This is a genomic window from Pseudomonas sp. JAI115 (assembly GCF_014200835.1).
Taxonomy (GTDB): Bacteria; Pseudomonadota; Gammaproteobacteria; order Pseudomonadales; family Pseudomonadaceae; genus Aquipseudomonas; species Aquipseudomonas putida_A.
The window spans coordinates 678,305-695,486 of record NZ_JACHCY010000001.1 but is presented as its reverse complement, the minus strand read 5'-3'; the positions used below and the strand labels follow the sequence as shown (position 1 = coordinate 695,486).

The 17,182-nt window shown below is 60.3% G+C and carries 19 protein-coding genes; 8 read left to right on the top strand and 11 right to left on the bottom strand.

Translation table 11 applies throughout. The features are described 5' to 3' along the window. The first annotated feature begins 14 nt into the window (after nt 1-14). Nucleotides 15-1,298, top strand: coding sequence for an FAD-binding oxidoreductase (locus tag HDC30_RS03085; protein ID WP_098964477.1), 1,284 nt, complete (start codon nt 15-17; stop codon nt 1,296-1,298). Nucleotides 1,299-1,788: 490 nt separating this feature from the next. Continuing rightward, a complete protein-coding gene (locus tag HDC30_RS03080; protein WP_003226097.1) occupies nt 1,789-2,337 on the top strand; it encodes a cupin domain-containing protein in 549 nt (182 codons plus the stop codon). A gap of 153 nt (nt 2,338-2,490) precedes the next feature. On the opposite strand, the gene HDC30_RS03075 is transcribed toward HDC30_RS03080, so the two are convergent. Then, nucleotides 2,491-2,805 (bottom strand): hypothetical protein, encoded by a 315-nt coding sequence (locus tag HDC30_RS03075; RefSeq protein WP_097088873.1) that lies wholly within the window; start codon nt 2,803-2,805, stop codon nt 2,491-2,493. Nucleotides 2,806-3,174: 369 nt separating this feature from the next. On the opposite strand from HDC30_RS03075, the gene HDC30_RS03070 reads away from it, so the two are divergent. Next, complete coding sequence (locus tag HDC30_RS03070; protein WP_183780674.1) at nt 3,175-3,459, top strand: hypothetical protein; 285 nt, start codon at nt 3,175-3,177, stop codon at nt 3,457-3,459. Between the two features lie 77 nt (nt 3,460-3,536). Here the strand turns inward: HDC30_RS03070 and HDC30_RS03065 are convergent, their stop codons facing one another. Continuing rightward, nucleotides 3,537-3,968 (bottom strand): hypothetical protein, encoded by a 432-nt coding sequence (locus HDC30_RS03065; RefSeq protein WP_183780672.1) that lies wholly within the window; start codon nt 3,966-3,968, stop codon nt 3,537-3,539. A gap of 166 nt (nt 3,969-4,134) precedes the next feature. Between HDC30_RS03065 and HDC30_RS03060 the strand changes: the two genes are divergently transcribed. From HDC30_RS03060 to HDC30_RS03050, 3 genes are all read left to right on the top strand, one after another. After that, nucleotides 4,135-4,524 carry a hypothetical protein gene (locus HDC30_RS03060; protein ID WP_027611695.1) on the top strand — a complete coding sequence of 130 codons (390 nt, stop codon included), beginning with the start codon at nt 4,135-4,137 and terminating at the stop codon, nt 4,522-4,524. Nucleotides 4,525-4,539: 15 nt separating this feature from the next. Next, complete coding sequence (locus HDC30_RS03055; protein ID WP_183780669.1) at nt 4,540-4,962, top strand: HD domain-containing protein; 423 nt, start codon at nt 4,540-4,542, stop codon at nt 4,960-4,962. 145 nt (nt 4,963-5,107) lie between these two features. After that, the gene (locus tag HDC30_RS03050) at nt 5,108-6,127 is read left to right on the top strand and encodes an AbrB family transcriptional regulator (protein WP_183780666.1); all 1,020 of its coding nucleotides are present in this window, start codon (nt 5,108-5,110) and stop codon (nt 6,125-6,127) included. Nucleotides 6,128-6,287: 160 nt separating this feature from the next. Here HDC30_RS03050 and HDC30_RS03045 read toward each other — a convergent pair whose 3' ends face one another. Then, entirely contained in the window at nt 6,288-7,064 is a 777-nt protein-coding gene (locus tag HDC30_RS03045; RefSeq protein WP_096796459.1) for an NAD(P)H-dependent oxidoreductase, read from the bottom strand. An 84-nt stretch (nt 7,065-7,148) separates the two neighbouring features. Here HDC30_RS03045 and HDC30_RS03040 point away from each other — a divergent pair, with 84 nt between their 5' ends. Continuing rightward, on the top strand, nt 7,149-7,967 hold the full coding sequence (locus HDC30_RS03040; RefSeq protein WP_221303322.1) for a LysR family transcriptional regulator: 819 nt from the start codon (nt 7,149-7,151) through the stop codon (nt 7,965-7,967). 252 nt (nt 7,968-8,219) lie between these two features. Continuing rightward, the gene (locus HDC30_RS03035) at nt 8,220-9,005 is read left to right on the top strand and encodes a DeoR/GlpR family DNA-binding transcription regulator (protein ID WP_183780660.1); all 786 of its coding nucleotides are present in this window, start codon (nt 8,220-8,222) and stop codon (nt 9,003-9,005) included. Between the two features lie 128 nt (nt 9,006-9,133). Here HDC30_RS03035 and HDC30_RS03030 read toward each other — a convergent pair whose 3' ends face one another. The 8 genes from HDC30_RS03030 to HDC30_RS02995 form a co-directional block, all read right to left on the bottom strand. After that, the gene (locus HDC30_RS03030; protein ID WP_183780657.1) at nt 9,134-10,417 is read right to left on the bottom strand and encodes an FAD-binding oxidoreductase; all 1,284 of its coding nucleotides are present in this window, start codon (nt 10,415-10,417) and stop codon (nt 9,134-9,136) included. A 147-nt stretch (nt 10,418-10,564) separates the two neighbouring features. Next, nucleotides 10,565-11,929 (bottom strand): glutamine synthetase family protein, encoded by a 1,365-nt coding sequence (locus HDC30_RS03025; RefSeq protein ID WP_183780655.1) that lies wholly within the window; start codon nt 11,927-11,929, stop codon nt 10,565-10,567. 537 nt (nt 11,930-12,466) lie between these two features. Further along, on the bottom strand, nt 12,467-13,810 hold the full coding sequence (gene chrA / locus HDC30_RS03020; RefSeq protein ID WP_183780652.1) for a chromate efflux transporter: 1,344 nt from the start codon (nt 13,808-13,810) through the stop codon (nt 12,467-12,469). A gap of 189 nt (nt 13,811-13,999) precedes the next feature. After that, nucleotides 14,000-14,461 (bottom strand): molybdopterin synthase catalytic subunit MoaE, encoded by a 462-nt coding sequence (gene moaE / locus HDC30_RS03015; protein ID WP_183780649.1) that lies wholly within the window; start codon nt 14,459-14,461, stop codon nt 14,000-14,002. A 2-nt stretch (nt 14,462-14,463) separates the two neighbouring features. Continuing rightward, a complete protein-coding gene (locus HDC30_RS03010) occupies nt 14,464-14,715 on the bottom strand; it encodes a MoaD/ThiS family protein (RefSeq protein WP_095136553.1) in 252 nt (83 codons plus the stop codon). Beyond that, nucleotides 14,712-15,197 carry a cyclic pyranopterin monophosphate synthase MoaC gene (gene moaC / locus HDC30_RS03005; RefSeq protein WP_047601713.1) on the bottom strand — a complete coding sequence of 162 codons (486 nt, stop codon included), beginning with the start codon at nt 15,195-15,197 and terminating at the stop codon, nt 14,712-14,714. The genes HDC30_RS03010 and moaC overlap by 4 nt, the downstream gene beginning before the upstream one ends. Continuing rightward, a complete protein-coding gene (gene fdhD, locus HDC30_RS03000) occupies nt 15,194-16,027 on the bottom strand; it encodes a formate dehydrogenase accessory sulfurtransferase FdhD (RefSeq protein WP_183780646.1) in 834 nt (277 codons plus the stop codon). Before fdhD ends, moaC begins: the two co-directional genes overlap by 4 nt. Before the next feature lie 245 nt (nt 16,028-16,272). After that, nucleotides 16,273-17,172: a LysR family transcriptional regulator gene (locus HDC30_RS02995; RefSeq protein ID WP_027611708.1), complete on the bottom strand. Its 900-nt coding sequence runs from the start codon at nt 17,170-17,172 to the stop codon at nt 16,273-16,275. Between the last annotated feature and the right edge of the window lie 10 nt (nt 17,173-17,182).

Below are 17,182 nucleotides of genomic sequence, written 5' to 3'. Positions count from 1 at the left end.
CGGAGAACAATAAAATGAAACAACAACACGTCAACAGCTACTACGCCGCCACCCGCAACGAAGTCATCGACTTCCCGACCCTTGAAGAGTCGGTCGAGTGTGATGTCTGCATCATTGGCGCCGGCTACACCGGCCTGTCCTCGGCGCTGTTCCTCACCGAGGCCGGTTATAAAGTCACGGTGCTGGAAGCGGCGAAAGTCGGCTACGGCGCCAGCGGTCGCAACGGCGGGCAACTGGTCAACTCCTACAGCCGCGACGTCGATGTGATCGAAGAACGCTACGGCGACAAGACGGCGGAAATCCTCGGCAGCATGATCTTCGAGGGCGCCGACATCATCCGTTCGCGGATCAAGGAATACGACATCAAATGCGACTACCGCCCGGGCGGCATTTTCGCAGCGATGAACAAGAAACAGCTCAACGGCCTGGCGGAACAAAAGCGCAGCTGGGAACGTTACGGCAACAAGAACCTGAAGATGCTCGATGCCGCTGATATCCGTCGCGAAATCGGCTCCGACGCCTACGTTGGCGGTCTGCTGGACCTGCAGGGCGGCCACGTTCACCCGCTGAACCTGGCCCTCGGTGAAGCCGCGGCCATCGTGCGTCTGGGCGGCAAGATCTACGAGCAATCGGCAGCCGTGGAAATCAAGTACGGCGAGCCGAACGTCGTGCGCACCGCCAAAGGCCAGGTGCGCGCCAAGTATCTGCTGATCGCCGGCAACGCCTACCTGCCGCAAGGTCTGGACAACCGCGTGACCGCGAAAAGCATGCCCTGCGGCTCGCAGATCGTCGTCACCGAGCCACTGACCGAGAAGCAGGCGCGCAGCCTGATCACCAACAACTACTGCGTCGAAGACTGCAACTACCTGCTGGATTACTACCGTCTCACGGCCGACAACCGTCTGCTGTACGGCGGCGGTGTGGTCTACGGCGCGCGGGAACCGGACGACATCGAACAACTGATCCGCCCGAAGATCCTCAAGACCTTCCCGCAGCTCAAGGACGTGAAAATCGACTACCGCTGGACCGGCAACTTCCTGCTGACCATGTCACGCATGCCGCAGTTCGGCCGCATCGAGAAAAACGCCTATTACATGCAGGGCTACAGCGGCCACGGCGTCACCTGCTCGCACCTGGCCGGCAAACTGATCTCGGAAATGATCCGCGGCGACGCCGAACGCTTCGACGCCTTCGCCTCACTCCCGCACATGCCAATGATCGGCGGCCGCACCTTCTCCGCCCCGTTGACCGCCCTCGGCGCCGTCTACTACTCGCTGCGCGACCGTTTCGGCATCTAGTTACCTCCCCGGCGGCGGCCCCCAAGACCCCGCCGGTTTTTTACCTGAAACACCAAGGTGACCACTGTAGGAGTGAGCCTGCTCGCGATGGCGCCAGTACAGGCACCATCACTCCCACAGAAACACTGCAAACCCTGTGGGAGTCTGGCTTGCCAGCGATGACTCCCTGACAACCGCCACAAAGCCAACTGACACAAAAGTGATCCAACTGTGGGAGCGAGCCTGCTCGCGAAGAGGCCATATCAACCAACATCGTTGTCGACTGACACACCGCTTTCGCGAGCAGGCTCGCTCCCACAGTGACTGTATTAACAAGGCCAGAAGGACTTTTGCCCCACCGTCCATCGAACCTGCTGAGCAACACCGGCAAACGTGATTTAATAGCCGCCTTTCACGGTTCCGGGACACGGGAGCAACGTGATCCGCGCGCCTTGCGCGGCACCCGCCACCCACCCCCATTACCCTTAAGTACTACTCACATAAGGCTGTCATGGATACGGGTTCTCGACTCAAACTAGTACGCGAAAGCTACAAACTCTCCCAGCGCGAGCTGGCCCGGCGTAGCGGCGTGACCAATGCCACCATCTCCCTGATCGAACAGAATCGCGTCAGTCCTTCCGTCAGCTCGCTGAAAAAGCTGCTCGAAGGCATCCCGATGTCCCTGGCCGACTTCTTCACTTTCGACCAGCCCCCGCGCGAACACCAATACGTGTTCCGCGCCAACGAACAACCCGACCTCGGCCGCCACGGCCTGCGCCTGCTGCTGATTGGCGCCTCGGTGCCGAGCCGTCAGATGCGCTTGCTTCGTGAGCAGTACGCTCCGGGCGCGAGCTCCGGGGAAGAGCCGATCGTGCATGCGGAAGGTGAGGAGTGTGGGCTTGTTACGCGCGGCACTGTTGAGTTGACCGTGGATGGGCAGGTGAGCGTGTTGAATGCCGGGGATGGGTATTATTTTCCTACGACGTTGCCGCATAAGTTCCGGAATATCGGGGCGGATGAGGCGGAGATTATTAGTGCTAATACGCCGGCGAATTTTTGATTTGTTTCACTTTGAAATTCAATTTAATTAATTGTGCTTGAGCATGTTTGCTGAAAGTGTACCGCTGAACTCGAAAGAGACAGCGGTACTTCTTTAAGGCGTGTAGAGCAGTTTTTTATAGATCAGTAAGTTCGAAGTTATTGCTTTTCGTGCTTAGGGTTTTCTCCAGGTAGTATCTTTATTATCCGATGATGGAGGGGGGTATTCTGGCAACTTTATTTTTATAGGGGGGAGTGTCTTGGGATCAGGTGAAGTCCGGTATTTTTCGCGATTGATTTCAAATTCCTGCGCAGTGATGAACTTTTGACTATTTTCATCGTAATACCAACCCTCTTTTATTTCCTCCGTGCATGAAACGCTCTCACCTTCAAAATGCATCGCCTCTGCCCCTCTCATGAGTCCAACTTTTATTATGCAATGGGCAGAAAACTCGTTGGACTTATTGTAGTAGGCATATAACGCACTCATGGATAATCTCCTGAACGATAAATATTGATCTTGCCGAAAACATAGGTTATCGCAGTAGCCGTTTTTTCTAACCTGTCATTACTGACAGGTTTTTAAATGAAAAACTAATAATCTGCCTTTTAATCAGTTATAACGCTTCACGTTTACTGACTCGACGGTACCGCTAGCAAAACGGACCATCCGGTTTTGGGGCCGCTTCGCAGCCCAGCGGGAGCAAGCTCCCTCGCCACATGAAGTGTTTTCCTACGAAGTTTTCAGATATCGAAACTGCGCGAAATGACTGGGCGACAACCATTCGTCCGACACACCGCACCTTCGCCACACACCTTCTTCCAATGCTGTAACTCCCCACGCAGAGGAAGAGCCACCATGCTGAACCATAAAATCGCGGTGTTTACCCTCGCGGCGTTGCTGTCCGGCAGCTCGCTGTATGCGATCGCGGCCGGCGATATGCCCACCCCAACGGCAAACGACGGCAACAGCCAGACTCGCGACCCGGCGTCCCCTGCCACCCATGCCGATCCGGATGCCAATTCGCTACCTGAAGGTGGGGATGGTGGCAAGACCGACAATGGGCCGGTGCCTTCTGCCTCCAAGCCCAGCTCCGCGGGTCAACCGTCCGGTAGCAGCAGTGGGGGTAACGGCGGTGGTTAACGGATGTCGCGCACTAAAAAGCCCGGTCTTTAGAGCCGGGCTTTTCTTTGCCTGTCGCAAACACAGATATCAAACGCTTACTTTGCTTTCCAATGCCCACCACCATTCTCACAATCAATTCGCGCCTGGGCCAGATGATCCACGTCGTAGTAATACGTGGTCACTTGGGCGTTATCGGGGATGTTCAGCGCCTTGGCGTTTTTGTCTTTGCTGGTGGAGTGCGGGTTGGCCAGGGATTCCTGGGTGATCGTGGCGATACACGTGGCCTGATAGTGGTCGGCACAGTGGTCGACCTTGGTTTTCTTACTGTTGAGCATATCTTTGCTTTCATTGCTGCACGACCAGTCGATGGAACTGACGGGCATGCCTTCGTATTCGTAGCAGCTGTGGGTTTCCACCGCTGGCACCGAAGCGCTGGAGGATTGGGTCTGGACGTCGCAGCCCTCGGCCATGACGCAGGTGGGGATGACGGCGAAGGTGGCGATCAGAAGCAGGAGGCGAACGTTCATCGGGGTTTCCTCTTCAGGGGCGCCGGGTCTGATCGAAGCTTTTGGCGCTTTATAGTTTCGAGAAGGCGTGGAGGAGGGAGGTTCCATCGGGTTTTTGATTTGCTCCCGCGGCATACACTGCGAAACAATCGGAAACATTCAGCGCCCAAGGATTGGAACATTGCCCATGATCGAAATCGGCAGCCGCAATAACGCGCTCCCCTCGCAACACCCCTTTCACGACATCTATCTGTTTCACATTGACCCTGCAAAGCCAGACTCGCCTTTCTGTTTCGAGCAGTCGATGTCTGGCGGGCACATGGAACACGGCGGTGCGCGGTGGTTGGCGCTGGATGAGCTGGACGCTTGGCCGGGCGAGTGGCGTGAACACCTGAGGAAGGCTGACTGCGCGTGGGTTGCCGAGTTGATCGATGCCCATCCAAAAGCCGATCAGTCCACCGTGGTCTCGCTGATTCTTCAACGTCATTCCGGGCCAGCGAAGCCAACCGGACGGCTTGAAGCGATCCGCAACTGGCTCAAACGCAACATCCACGTTGGCGGCCGCTATGGCGTTTAAACCACGGAGACTTCCATGACCCAGACTCTCGAACGCGCTATCTCCATCGCCGCCACCGCCCATGCCGGGCAGGTCGACAAGGGCGGTGCGCCGTACATTCTGCATCCGCTGAAAGTCATGTTGCGCATGACCACGCTGGAAGAACGCATCGTCGCCGTGCTGCACGATGTGGTCGAGGATTGCGGCATCAGCCTCGATGATTTGCGTAAGGAAGGTTTCAGCGAAGAGGTGCTGACGGCGATTGAGTCGGTGACCAAAGTGCCGGGCGAGTCCTACGAGGATTTCGTCGAGCGCGCGGCGCAGAACCCGATTGGCCGGGTGGTGAAACTGGCGGATCTGGAAGAGAACAGCGACCTGTCGCGGATTGCCTCGCCAAATTGGGAGGATCTGGAACGGGTCGAGAAGTATCGGCGGGCGATTGGGCGGTTGCGCACGTAAGAAGGAATACCCCCCTGTAGGAGCTGCCGAAGGCTGCGATCTTTTGATCTTGCTTCTAAAAATCAAAGTCAAAAGATCGCAGCCTGCGGCAGCTCCTACATGGGATTGATGTCGGGTCAGTTGAATAGCCAGGAAGGCGAAGAATATGAAATCGATTCTGTGTTTGTTGATCGCGGCCGCCGTTGGCGCTGCATTGCAGGTCAGCGGTGTTCCTCATGGCCTGTTGCTGGGGGCGATTCTTGTCACCGCATTGGTCGCCACCAAGTTCGGGTTTGCCCCTGCGACGCCTTATGGTTTGGGCTACATCCAGGTCACGCTGGGCATCGCCACCGGGCTGATGTTCGAAGCGTGGGACAGTGCGACGGCTTCGGCGATGTTGCCAAGCCTCGGCGTCCTGCTTCTATGCCTGACTGTACAGATCGCCCTCGCCGGATGGTGGCTGACTCGCGGCGCGGGATGGAATCGCACCGATGCGCTACTCGCGGTGTACCCCGGCGCACTGGCGGCAGTGTTCGATTTGCTGGAGTCGGAAAAGGCCTCGAGCAAGGTCATCATCGTGCACCTGATGCGCTTGTTGCTGATCACGGTGCTGGTGAGCTTTTTGATTCCCGGGCAAGCCTCGTTGACAGTGGTTGAAAGCGCTCCGTTGAGCACGGGTATGGCGTTGACCGTATTCGTTCTGATTGGCCTGAGCGTGGTGCTCGGGCGCTTGCTGCTGGTGATCGGCGTGCCTGCGCCGTTCATGTTGACGGCAATTCTGCTCACTGCGGTGTTTGTGAAATCAGGATGGCTGCACGGCTTCCACATGCCGGACTGGAGCCTGAATCTAGCGTCGCTGATTCTCGGTGTGCGGATCGGCTCGCGTTTTCAGGGGCTCGGTCTTGCGGAATTGGGCCGGCATGGGCGGACGGCGCTGGTGTCGGTCGGCTTGATGATCGTGGTCGCGGCGGCGTTTGCCGAAGTGGCGGCGCGCTGGCTAGGCAGTGATCCGCTGTCGCTGTGGCTGGCGTACATGCCGGGGGCGATCGAGACGATTGCGATTGTCGCGTTTGCCGGTGGGCTGAATGTGGTGTTTATCCTGACTCACCACTTGGCGCGGATGGTGCTGCTGCACTTTGCGCCGGCGTTGTTGGTGCAGGTGCGGCGGGCGCGGGAGGAAGTCTGAAGCACATCCCCCTGTGGCGAGGGAGCTTGCTCCCGCTGGGCTGCGCAGCGGCCCCAAACCCCGATGCCGCGGTGTTTCAGGTGTACCAAAATCGCAGGTTTTGCGACGACTGCGTCGCCGAGCGGGAGCAAGCTCCCTCGCCACAAAGGTTCAGTGATCTTTACAAAGTGTGGGCGGCGAAGCCTTCCTCACCCGGAGCAATATCATCCTTGAGCGTCAACGCCGGAATCTCGTAATCCCCGGCATTCTGCTGCCGATACGCTATCGGCCGCGTGCTCCACAATTCATCCAGACGCGTGCCCAGCGCCTCGCAGGTCTCGGCAAACCGCGCTTGATCCATGCGGCTGGCGCGGTACACCAGGAAGGGCGGCACCACGTCGAAACCGGGGTAGAACAGCACGCCGTGCTGAATCGGAAACAGCAAATCATCAATCGGCCCGTTGATCCCGCGCGGGCTGTAGTGAGAATCCCAGCCTCCGGTGGTGACCAGCAGCATCGCGCGTTTGCCTTTCATCTTGCCTTCGCCGTAGCGCTCGCCCCAGCGCGCATCGGAGTGTTCGCCGACACCGTAGGCAAATCCGTAGGCATACACGCGCTCGACCCAGCCTTTGAGGATCGCCGGCATGGTGAACCACCACAGCGGGAATTGCAGGATCAGCGCGTCGGCCCACAACAGTTTTTCCTGCTCGCGGGCGATGTCGGCGGACTGCCGGCCCTGTTGGTAAGCCAGTTTCGAATCGATCGAGGCGTGGAATGGCCGGCTTTCATCGCGACCGGGGGCATCATCGGCGTCGATCGTGGTTTTCCAGTTCATCGCATACAGGTCGGAGACCTGCACGGTGTGGCCGGCGGCTTGCAGGCGCTGGACGGTGAAGTCCCTGAGCGAGCCGTTGAGCGAAGTGGGTTCGGGGTGGGCGTAGACCAGTAGCACATTCATGTGGCAACTCCTTGGTTGAATGCAGGCAGGATCAATCCTTGATCGGTATATTGGAAATGAATGTCTGATATGTCAGGTATAGCCATGAATAATTTACGACGTCTGGATATCAACTTGCTGTTGACCCTAGACGTGTTGTTGGCAGAACACAACGTAACCCGCGCCGCAGAGCGGTTGAGCCTGTCGCAGCCGTCAGTGAGCGTGCACCTGGCCAAGCTGCGCGAGCCGTTGCGCGAGGCACTGGAAGCACTGGAACGCGCGGTGGCGCCGGCCAGCGCGTTCGATCCGGCTCAGGCCCGCCACATCTGGAAAGTCGCGGCGACGGATTACGGCGAATCGACGGTGGTGCTGCCAGCGCTCAGCGGTTTGCGCACTCAGGCGCCGGGCACGCGGTTGGCAGTGCTCGATCTGATGCCGGCACAGTTGGCCAGGCAGGCGGAGCAGGGCGTGTTTGACCTGGCGCTGCACATCACCGAAGAGGCGCCGCTGGATCTGCATCAACGGGTGCTGTTCACCGAGCATTACGTGTTGGCCGGTCGCGTCGGGCATCCGGGGTTGAAGCGTAAGCCGACTCGCGAACAATTCTGCGCGCTGGAACACGTGATGGTGTCGCGCGAGGGCGGGGGCTTTTTCGGGGTGACCGACAAGGCGCTGGCCGAGGTCGGCCTGGCGCGCAAAGTGGTGCTGTCGGTGCCGCATTTTCTGATGGTGATGTCGGTGCTGGCGAGTACCGATCTGGTGGCGATGCTGCCGTCACGCTTGGTTCGCGACAACCCGGCGTTGCAGGTAGTCGATGCGCCGTTGCCGGTGCCGGGCTACGAAATGGCGATGTTCTGGGGCGAGCGCGCGCATCGCGACCCGGCACACAAATGGTTGCGTGAGCATCTGGCGGCGTCGGTGTGACGGATCAGGCGTGGCCCAACGCAATCGCAAAAGACACCACGATCATGCACGCAAACGCAAAATTGAGATTCATCAGCTGTTCATCCTGAGCCTTTTTAAAGTGAGGCCATTCTGAACAGGCTGAATGCAAAGAAAAAATTCGGCATGTTGATTCCAATGATCGAAACAATTGATACCCGCCGGTTTGTGTTTGCCCAAAGCTTTCGCTAGTCTCGGCAAAACCTGCAACTACAAGCATAAACAGGCAAAACCATGCACGATCATTCGGTCACCGAACTGCCATCCCTGCGCCGGCAGAAAATCCTCCTGATCCTCGAACGCGACGGCAAGGTCATGGCCTCCGAGTTGAGCCAGCACTTCGCCGTGTCCGAAGACACTATCCGCCGCGACCTCGCCGAACTGGACAACGCCGGGCTGGTGCAGCGCGTGCATGGCGGGGCGCTGCCAAGGCCCAAGGACAGCGGCAAGGATTACTTCACCCGCCTGGAAGAGACCGATGAGGTAAAAGTGTGGCTGGCGCAGTTGGCGGCGCAAAAGGTCGAGGACGGGCAGATTGTGCTGTTCGATTCCGGTTCGACCGCGTTGCAGGTGGCGCGCTCGTTGCGCGCGGATATCCAGATCACTGCGGTGACCGCCGCGCCGATGACAGCGATTGCCTTGTCCGAATACAAGGGCGTGAAGGTGATTCTGGCCGGAGGGCAACTGAACCCGCGCACGATGTCGGCCAGCGGGCACGAGGCGGTGCGCATGCTGGCCGGGATCAAGGCGGATCTGGCGTTTACCGGGGTCTGTGCGATTCACCCGGAGGTGGGCATCACCTCGCTGCACTTCGATGAAGTGCCTGTGAAACAGGCGCTGCTCGACAGCGCGACGCGGGTGATTGCGGTGACCACGGCGGACAAGCTCGGCGCGGTGGAGCCGTTTGTGGTGGCGTCGTGCACGCGCCTGCATACGCTGATTACCGAGCGGCACCTGGCGTCGGGGAGTGTTGAGGATTATCGGCGGTTGGGGATTGTGGTGGAGCAGTTGCCTGATTGAGATTTTGTGCTGAGGCTGATGGCCCCATCGCTGGCAAGCCAGCTCCCACAGGTTTTGGTGGTGTACATGAGGTTTAGTACGACACGGACACTGTGGGAGCTGGCTTGCCAGCGATGGGGCCAGTCCGGTCAACGCAACTTTTCAAGCATCTGGTAATACCACATCCCCGCCGCCAGCAACGGATTGCCCAGCCAATCCCCCATCGGTACCCGGATGTGTTGGCATTGCGCAAAGGTGTCGAACTGTTCCATCTGCCCGGTGATCGCGCGGCTCATGATTTCGCCCATGATGTGGGTGGTAGCGATGCCGTGTCCGGAATAACCCTGGCAATACCAGACGTTGTCCGAGAGCTTGCCCAGTTGCGGGATGCGGTTGATCACGATGCCCATCGCGCAGCTCCACTGGTAGTCGATCTGCACCCCTTTGAGCGCCGGGAAGGTCTGCTCAATGCACGGGCGCAGTTCGGCAGCGATGTCCCGTGAATCCTTGCCGCTGTAGTTGGCGCCGCCGCCGAACAGCAGGCGCCCGTCGGCCGTGAGGCGGTAGTAGTCGAGGACGAAACGGCAGTCGTACACCGCGAGGTCTTCGGGGTTGATCTGCCGCGCCAGATCACCCAGCGGCGCGGTAGTGACGATGCCGCCCATGGCCGGGAAAATCTTGCCCTTGAGCTGACCCGGTTCGAGCTTGTGATAGACGTCACCGGCGAGCATCACCTGATTGGCATCGATCTGGCCATGGGCGGTGCGCACGCCTGGGGTTTTGCCGTGAATGATCTCCAACACCTCACTGTTCTCGAAGATCAAGGCACCTAGACTTTCCGCCGCCCGCGCTTCGCCGATGCACAGGTTGAGCGGGTGCAAGTGCATGTTGCGGGTATTCTTGATTGCGCCGTGGTAGAGATCGCTTTGCAGCAGGTCGCGCACTTGGCTGCGGTCGAGCAGGCTGACCTCGTCGGCCATGCCCCGGCGCACGGCTTCGTCGTAATCCTGGCGCAAACCGTCCATGTGGCTTGGCTTGTAGGCGGCGTGCAGATGGCCGTGTTTGAGGTCGCACTGGATGCCGTACTTCTCGACCCGCTGCCGGATGATTTGATGACCGCGCCAGCGCAGGTGCCAGATGAAATCGTCGACTTCATCACCGAGTTTCGGGCGCATCTGTTTGCGCATCGCACCGTCGCCAGAGAGGCTGCCGGTGACTTGTCCGCCATTGCGTCCCGTGGCGCCCCAGCCGATCTTGTGGCTTTCGACGATGGCGACTTTCAGGCCTTTTTCGGCGAGTTCGACGGCGGTGGCGACGCCAGTGAAACCGCCGCCGATGATCACCACATCGACCTGATGCCGGCCCTGCAGGGTCGGGTAGTCGGTGTCCTGGTTGAGGGTGGCGGTGTAGTAGGAATTGCAGCGATGGGTCATGTCGGTGTCCACACAAATTCTTCGGTTGTACGCGGTCCCCTGTAGGAGTGAGCCTGCTCGCGATGAGGCCATGTCAGACACATTATTGCTGAATGACACACCGCTATCGCGAGCAGGCTCACTCCTACAGGGGTTAGTGGTGAGGCTTCAGGCTTCGGTCAGATACCAGCGCCAATCCTGTTCACCCACCTCGGCCATGAACTGCCGGTACTCGGCACGCTTCACCGCCAGGTACACCCCGAGAAATTCCTGCCCCAAGGCATCCCGTGCCCACACCGAATTTTCCAGCGCCTGCAGCGACGTCAGCCAATCGGTCGGCAGCAATTCCTTGGCCTGCGCATAGCCGTTGCCCTCGACCGGCGCGCCCGGATCAAGATTTTCACGAATCCCGCGATGGATCCCGGCGAGGATCGCTGCCGCCGCCAGATACGGGTTGGCGTCGGCGCCGCAGATGCGGTGTTCGATGTGCCGGGTGTTGGCCGGGCCTCCCGGCACGCGCAGGCTGACGGTGCGGTTGTCGACGCCCCAGGTCGGCGCCAATGGCGCGTAGCTGTTGGCCTGGAAGCGCCGGTAGGAGTTGGCGTTGGGGCAGAACAGCAGCAACGTATCGCGCAGCGAGGCGAGCATGCCGCCAATCGCCGTACGCAGCAGCGGGGTGCCCGCCGGGTCCTCAGCGGCAAACAGATTGCGCCCCTCGCCATCAGCAAGGCTGACGTGCATGTGCATGCCGGTACCGGCCAGATCATCGAACGGCTTGGCCATGAACGTCGCTTGCATGCCGTGCTTGTGCGCCACCGCTTTGACCAGGCGTTTGTAGCGCACTGCCTGATCCATCGCGAGCAACGCGTCGCCGTGTTCGAGGGTGATTTCCACCTGGCCCGGGGCGTATTCGGAGATCGCCGTGCGCGCCGGAATGCCGTGCAGTTTGCAGGCGCCGTAGAGGTCGGCGAGGAACGGTTCGATCTGCTCCAGTTCACGCAAACCGTAGACCTGGGTGTGTCGCGGTCGGCCACCGTCGGCGTCCAGCGCCGGTTGCGGGCGACCGTTGTGATCGCGTTTGGCGTCGAGCAGATAGAACTCCAGCTCGCACGCCATCACCGGGTGATAACCCTCGGCCTTGAGGCCGTCGATCACCTTGATCAGTAGATGACGCGGGTCGGCGATGCTCGCCGGCATTCCCTCGCTCGGGTGCATGCTGACCTGCACTGCAGCGGTCGGAATCTGCCGCCACGGCAGGCGCACCAGACTGCCTTCGAGCGGGTAGGCGCGGCAGTCGATGTCGCCGACGTCCCACACCAGCCCGGAGTTTTCCACGTCCTCGCCCTGCACGGTCAGGCCAAGGATGGTGCTGGGCAGCGGGCGACCGCTTTCGTATAAGGCGAGCAGTTCCTCGCGGTGCAACAGCTTTCCCCGTGGCACGCCATTGGCGTCGAGGATGAACAGCTCGATCATGTCGATATCGGGGTTCTGTTCAAGGAACAGGCGTGCGTCTTCGATGGCTGCGAATTTCATGGTCAATCACTCACGATAGCGCCGCATGGGCGCGCAGAATCGGGCCGGACACGACGCGGTAAATAGGCGTGGGTGTCCTGGCAGGGATATCAAAAAGAAAAAAGTATTTCGCTAATGCCCGGCAGTCGGAAGTGACACTGAACCTGTGGTGAGGGGATTTATCCCCGACGGCGCGCGTAGCGGGCCAAAAAGATAGGGACTGCTGCGCAGTCCATCGGGGATGAATCCCCTCACCACAATGGATCTTCTCTGACTGATGGAAATCAGCAGGCGATATCCGGCGGGCGTGCGGAGTGACGCAGCTTGGAACGGCGCAGGGCCATGGGGAGATTGACGATACGATTCATACGCAGCCCCCGTGGGAGAGGGCGCGCGAGCGAGAGACGTTCAACGTTTCTGGTTGTTGTGGTGACGTGCTCATAACGCGTGTTTCCGTTGGCGGAAAACGTCGGTGGCGGGGCAGGCCCGCCGACCGGTGTGCCCGGATAGTAAGGGGGAATTCGCGGGCGTGTAAACGGGAGATTCGCAGGCCAGGATTCAGCGCATCAGATGAAAGCCCAGCCCGGCAAGGGCGCAAACGATCAACACTTCGATCACTCCACGCTTGAAAAGGAACAGCGCCAACGCAGCCAGCAGCGCCAGTCCGATCGAAAACAGATCCGCGTGCCCGGCAAATCCGTTGGGCCAGAACACGTGATAAGCGAAGAAACACGCCAGGTTGAGAATCACCCCGACCACCGCCGCGGTGATAGCGGTCAACGGTGCAGTGAATTTCAATTCATTGTGGGTCGATTCCACCAGCGGTCCGCCGGCGAGGATGAACAGGAACGAGGGCAGGAAGGTGAACCAGGTCACCAGCGTCGCCGCCAGTGCGCCAGCGGCGAATGCATGTTCCGCACCGAACGTCGGTTGCACATAACCGCCGATGAAACCGACAAACGCTACCACCATGATCAGCGGCCCGGGCGTGGTTTCGCCGAGGGCGAGGCCGTCGATCATCTGCGTCGGCGTCAGCCAGCCGTAGTGCCCGACCGCGCCCTGATAGACGTAGGGCAACACCGCGTAAGCGCCACCAAACGTCAGCAACGCGGCCTTGGTGAAGAACCAGCCCATTTGCGTGAAGGTGCCATCCCAGCCGAACAGCGCGGTCAGCAGGCCCATCGGCAAACACCACAGCGCTGCGCCAACCAGCAGCAGACGCCACAGTTTCGGCAGGCTGAATCGCGCATGCTCAGGTGTCGGTGTGTCGTCATCGATCAGCGCCGGGCCGAAGGATTTGGCACTGCTGCGCTGCCCGCCATTGTTGAAGCGCTGTGGCGCCAAGCGTCCACCAAAATAGCCGAGCAATGCCGCGCCGAGGACGATCAGCGGGAACGGCATATTCAAGGCAAAAATCGCCACGAATGACGCCCCGGCGATCGCCCACAACCAACTGTTTTTCAGCGCCCGCGAACCGATACGGTGCGCGGCGTGCAAGACGATCGCGGTCACCGCCGGTTTGATTCCATAGAAAATTCCGGCCACCACCGGTACATCGCCGAACGCGATGTACAGCCACGACAGCGCAATCAGGATGAACAGCGACGGCAGCACGAACAGCGCCCCGGCGATCACCCCGCCCCAGGTGCGATGCAACAGCCAGCCAATGTAGGTTGCCAGTTGCTGGGCCTCGGGGCCGGGCAGCAACATGCAGTAGTTGAGTGCATGCAGAAAGCGCCGCTCGGAGATCCAGCGCCGGCGCTCGACCAGTTCCTGATGCATGATCGCGATCTGCCCGGCCGGGCCGCCGAAACCGATGCAGCCGAGCTTGAGCCAGAAGCGCCAGGCCTGGCGCAGGGTGACGGGAGCGGGTTTGGGCAGGTCTTCAGATGAGGGGTTCAAACGCGGCTCCTGCGGTAGATGCTGTCGGAGCCGCTATCTAATCAGGCTTTTATGAAAAAGTGCTATCGGTAAGCTGAACCTGTGGCGAGGGAGCTTGCTCCCGCCGGGCTGCGAAGCAGTCCCGCTTTTTTGAGGCCGCTTAGCGCCCCAGCGGGACGGTGCGATGATTCGCCAGGCTCCCTCGCAGGATCAGGCATGCGCCAGACTCCAGCGCAACGCCGCATTCTGGTCACTCTCCCGCGCCTCGACCCAATGCGAACCCTGCGCTGTGCTCTCACGCTTCCAGAACGGCGCGCGGGTCTTGAGCACATCCATGATGAACGCGCAGGCTTCGAACGCCATGTGCCGGTGCTTGCTGCTGACGCCAACAAACACGATCGGCTCGCTCACCGCCAGTGCGCCGACCCGATGCACAATCTCCACACCCAGCAGCGGCCAGCGCTCGCGCGCCTCGTCGGCGATCTGTTCGAGGGCCTTTTCGGTCATGCCCGGATAGTGCTCGAGAAACAGCTCGTTCACGCTCTGGCCAATGTTCAGATCACGCACATAGCCGATGAAATTCACCACCGCGCCGATCCGCGGATTGCGCGCATGCAGGTCGGCGGTCAACTGGCCGACGTCGAAGCTTTTGTACTGAACTCGAACCGTCATGCTCAGCCCCCGGTGACCGGTGGGAAAAACGCGATCTCGTCGAAGTCCTCGATGGCCGCGCTCGGTTGGCACAGCTCTTGGTTCAACGCACACATCAGGTTGCCGGCGCCAAGCACTTCGCGCCATTCCTCACCACGGGCCATGAGCATCTGCCGCACGTCCTCGATACAGGTCAGATCGTCGCTCAGGGGGATTTTTTCCCCGCCCAGATTGAGGCGATCACGGTAGCTGGCGAAGTAGTTGATCAGGATCATTGCGCGTTCTCCCATTGAAAATGCCCGGAGCGTCCGCCCTGTTTGCTCAGCAGGCGGATGTCGCCGATGACCATGGCCCGGTCCACGGCTTTGCACATGTCATAGATCGTCAATGCGGCGACGCTGGCGGCGGTCAGGGCTTCGAGTTCGACGCCGGTCTGGCCGGTGAGGCGGCAGGTGCTGGTGATCTGCACGCGGTCCGGTTCGCAGGCCTTGAGTTCAACGTGAATCGAGCTGAGCAGCAGCGCATGGCACAGCGGGATCAGTTCGTGGGTGCGTTTGGCCGCCTGGATTCCGGCGATGCGCGCCACGGCGAAAACGTCGCCCTTGGGGTGACCGTTGGCCTGGATCATCTGCAGCGTTTCCGGGCGCATCTGCACCCAGGCCTGCGCCGTGGCTTCGCGGCGAGTCGCGGCTTTGTCGCTGACGTCGACCATGTTGGCGCGGCCCTGATCATCAAGGTGGGTGAGGGTGTTGCTCATGGCAAAAGCTCCTGGATCGGGCTGTAGATTCGGGGGGCGTTGCGGTGCGGCACGTGGATCAGATTGAGTCGATGCTTGAGCGCCCAACGCACCGTCAACGCGGTGGGTGCGGACAGGCTGACAAGGGTGCCAAGTCGGGCGCGCACGGCTTTGTGGATCAGCTCCAGGCTGCAACGGCTGGTGACCACCACGAAGCCCTGGCGCGCATCGACGTCAGCGATTTGCATCGCGCCGATCAGCTTGTCGAGGGCGTTGTGCCGGCCAATGTCTTCGCGGCACAACAGCGCCTCACCGCTGGCATCGAAGTACAGCGCCGCGTGCAGGGCGCCGCTGCTGCGGGCCAGTTGCTGAGCCTGTTCGATGCGTTGGCGGATACCGTCAAAATGCGCGGCCGGCGGCAGGGCGCAGGGTTGCAGGATCTGCAGTTGCGGCAACGCCTGCTCCAGCGCCTCGACGCCACAGATGCCGCAACCACTGGTGCCGGCCATCTGCCGACGATGATCTTTCAGCGCCCAGAACGCGCGGCTGGAAATCTGCACATCGGCCTGGCAGGCCTGATCGAAATGGCTCAAGCGGATGTCGTAGATCTCGTCGACGCTGTCGATGATCGCGTTGCTCAGGGCGAAGCCCCGGATGAAGTCTTCGAGGTTGCCGGGCGAGACCATCATCACCGCCTGGCTCAGGCCATTGAAGGTGATCGCCAAGGCAATTTCCGCAGCCAGGGCGGCGTGCGAGAGCAGGGCGTGCGGCAGGTATTCGCGAAACGCCACCTGTGACGGTTGAGGGGCGGGGGCGTTGGGTTCAGTGTTGGATTCGACGTGGCAGAGCATCTTGAAAAGTCCCGAAGCGCTGAAGTGGGTTCAGGCTACGGGGGTGGTGAAAGTGCGTCCAATCGCTTGTTCTGATCTGGTGATTGGGTGGGTCGATCACCGCTGTTATATCCGAAATGTGTATTCGCTGGGCGGTCCTCTTCGCGAGCAAGCCCGCTCCCACAATTGAAATGCATTTAACCTGTGGGAGCGGGCTTGCTCGCGAAGACGGTCTGACAGCCAGCATCAATGTCTGGAGAGATCACTCAAGCAACCGGCAACTCAACCCCGAACAACTTGCGCGCCTCGGCAAAACACTTCTCGGCTATCGCCGAACGCGGCTCGGTCTTGCGCATTACCAGCCCCAGTGGCGCCAGCACGCTGGCATCCGGCAGTTGCATGAACGACAGGTGTTCGATCGGCTCTTCCAGCCCGCTGTCCAGTGGCATGATCGAGCAGCAGAAACCCTGGTGAATCGCCTGCAGCAACTGGTAGGTCGAATCACTTTCCATGATCGGCTGCGGATTGAGCCCGCGACTGCGGAAGCTCAGGTCGATGGATTTGCGGTAATGCATGCCGGTGGTGATCATCCCCAGCGGCAGTTCGGCGGCGTCTTCCCAGCTCATTTCCGAGCCTTCGAAATGGTAGTGACGGTTGTCGTAAAGCAGACCGACGCGGGTTTCGCCGATCTCGAAAAAATCGAAATAGTTCGGGTTGACGTGGTCGAGGTAGCACACGCCCAGATCCAATTGGTTGTTGCCCAAACCGGCGATGATCTCGTCGGAACTCCCCGACGACAGGCTGAATTTCAGCTCGGGATAGGTCCCGGACAAACTCTGAATGTAATTGACCGGGTTGAAATTGCTCAGTGGCACCAGCCCTAGGCGCAAGCTACCGACCAGTTGCCCGCGGCACGCCGCCGCTTCGGCGAACAGACCGTCATGCGCGGCCAGCAGGGTGCGCGCCCAGGCCAGTACCCGTTCGCCGGCCTGGGTGAAACCCTCGAAGCGCTGACCGCGATTGACCAGCACCAGATCCAGCTCATCTTCCAGATTGCGCAGGCGCATCGACAGGGTCGGCTGGGTGATGTGGCAGCGGGCGGCGGCCTGGCCGAAGTGTCGGGTTTCGTCCAGTGCGATCAGGAACTTGAGTTGTTTGATGTCCACGAAGGCACCT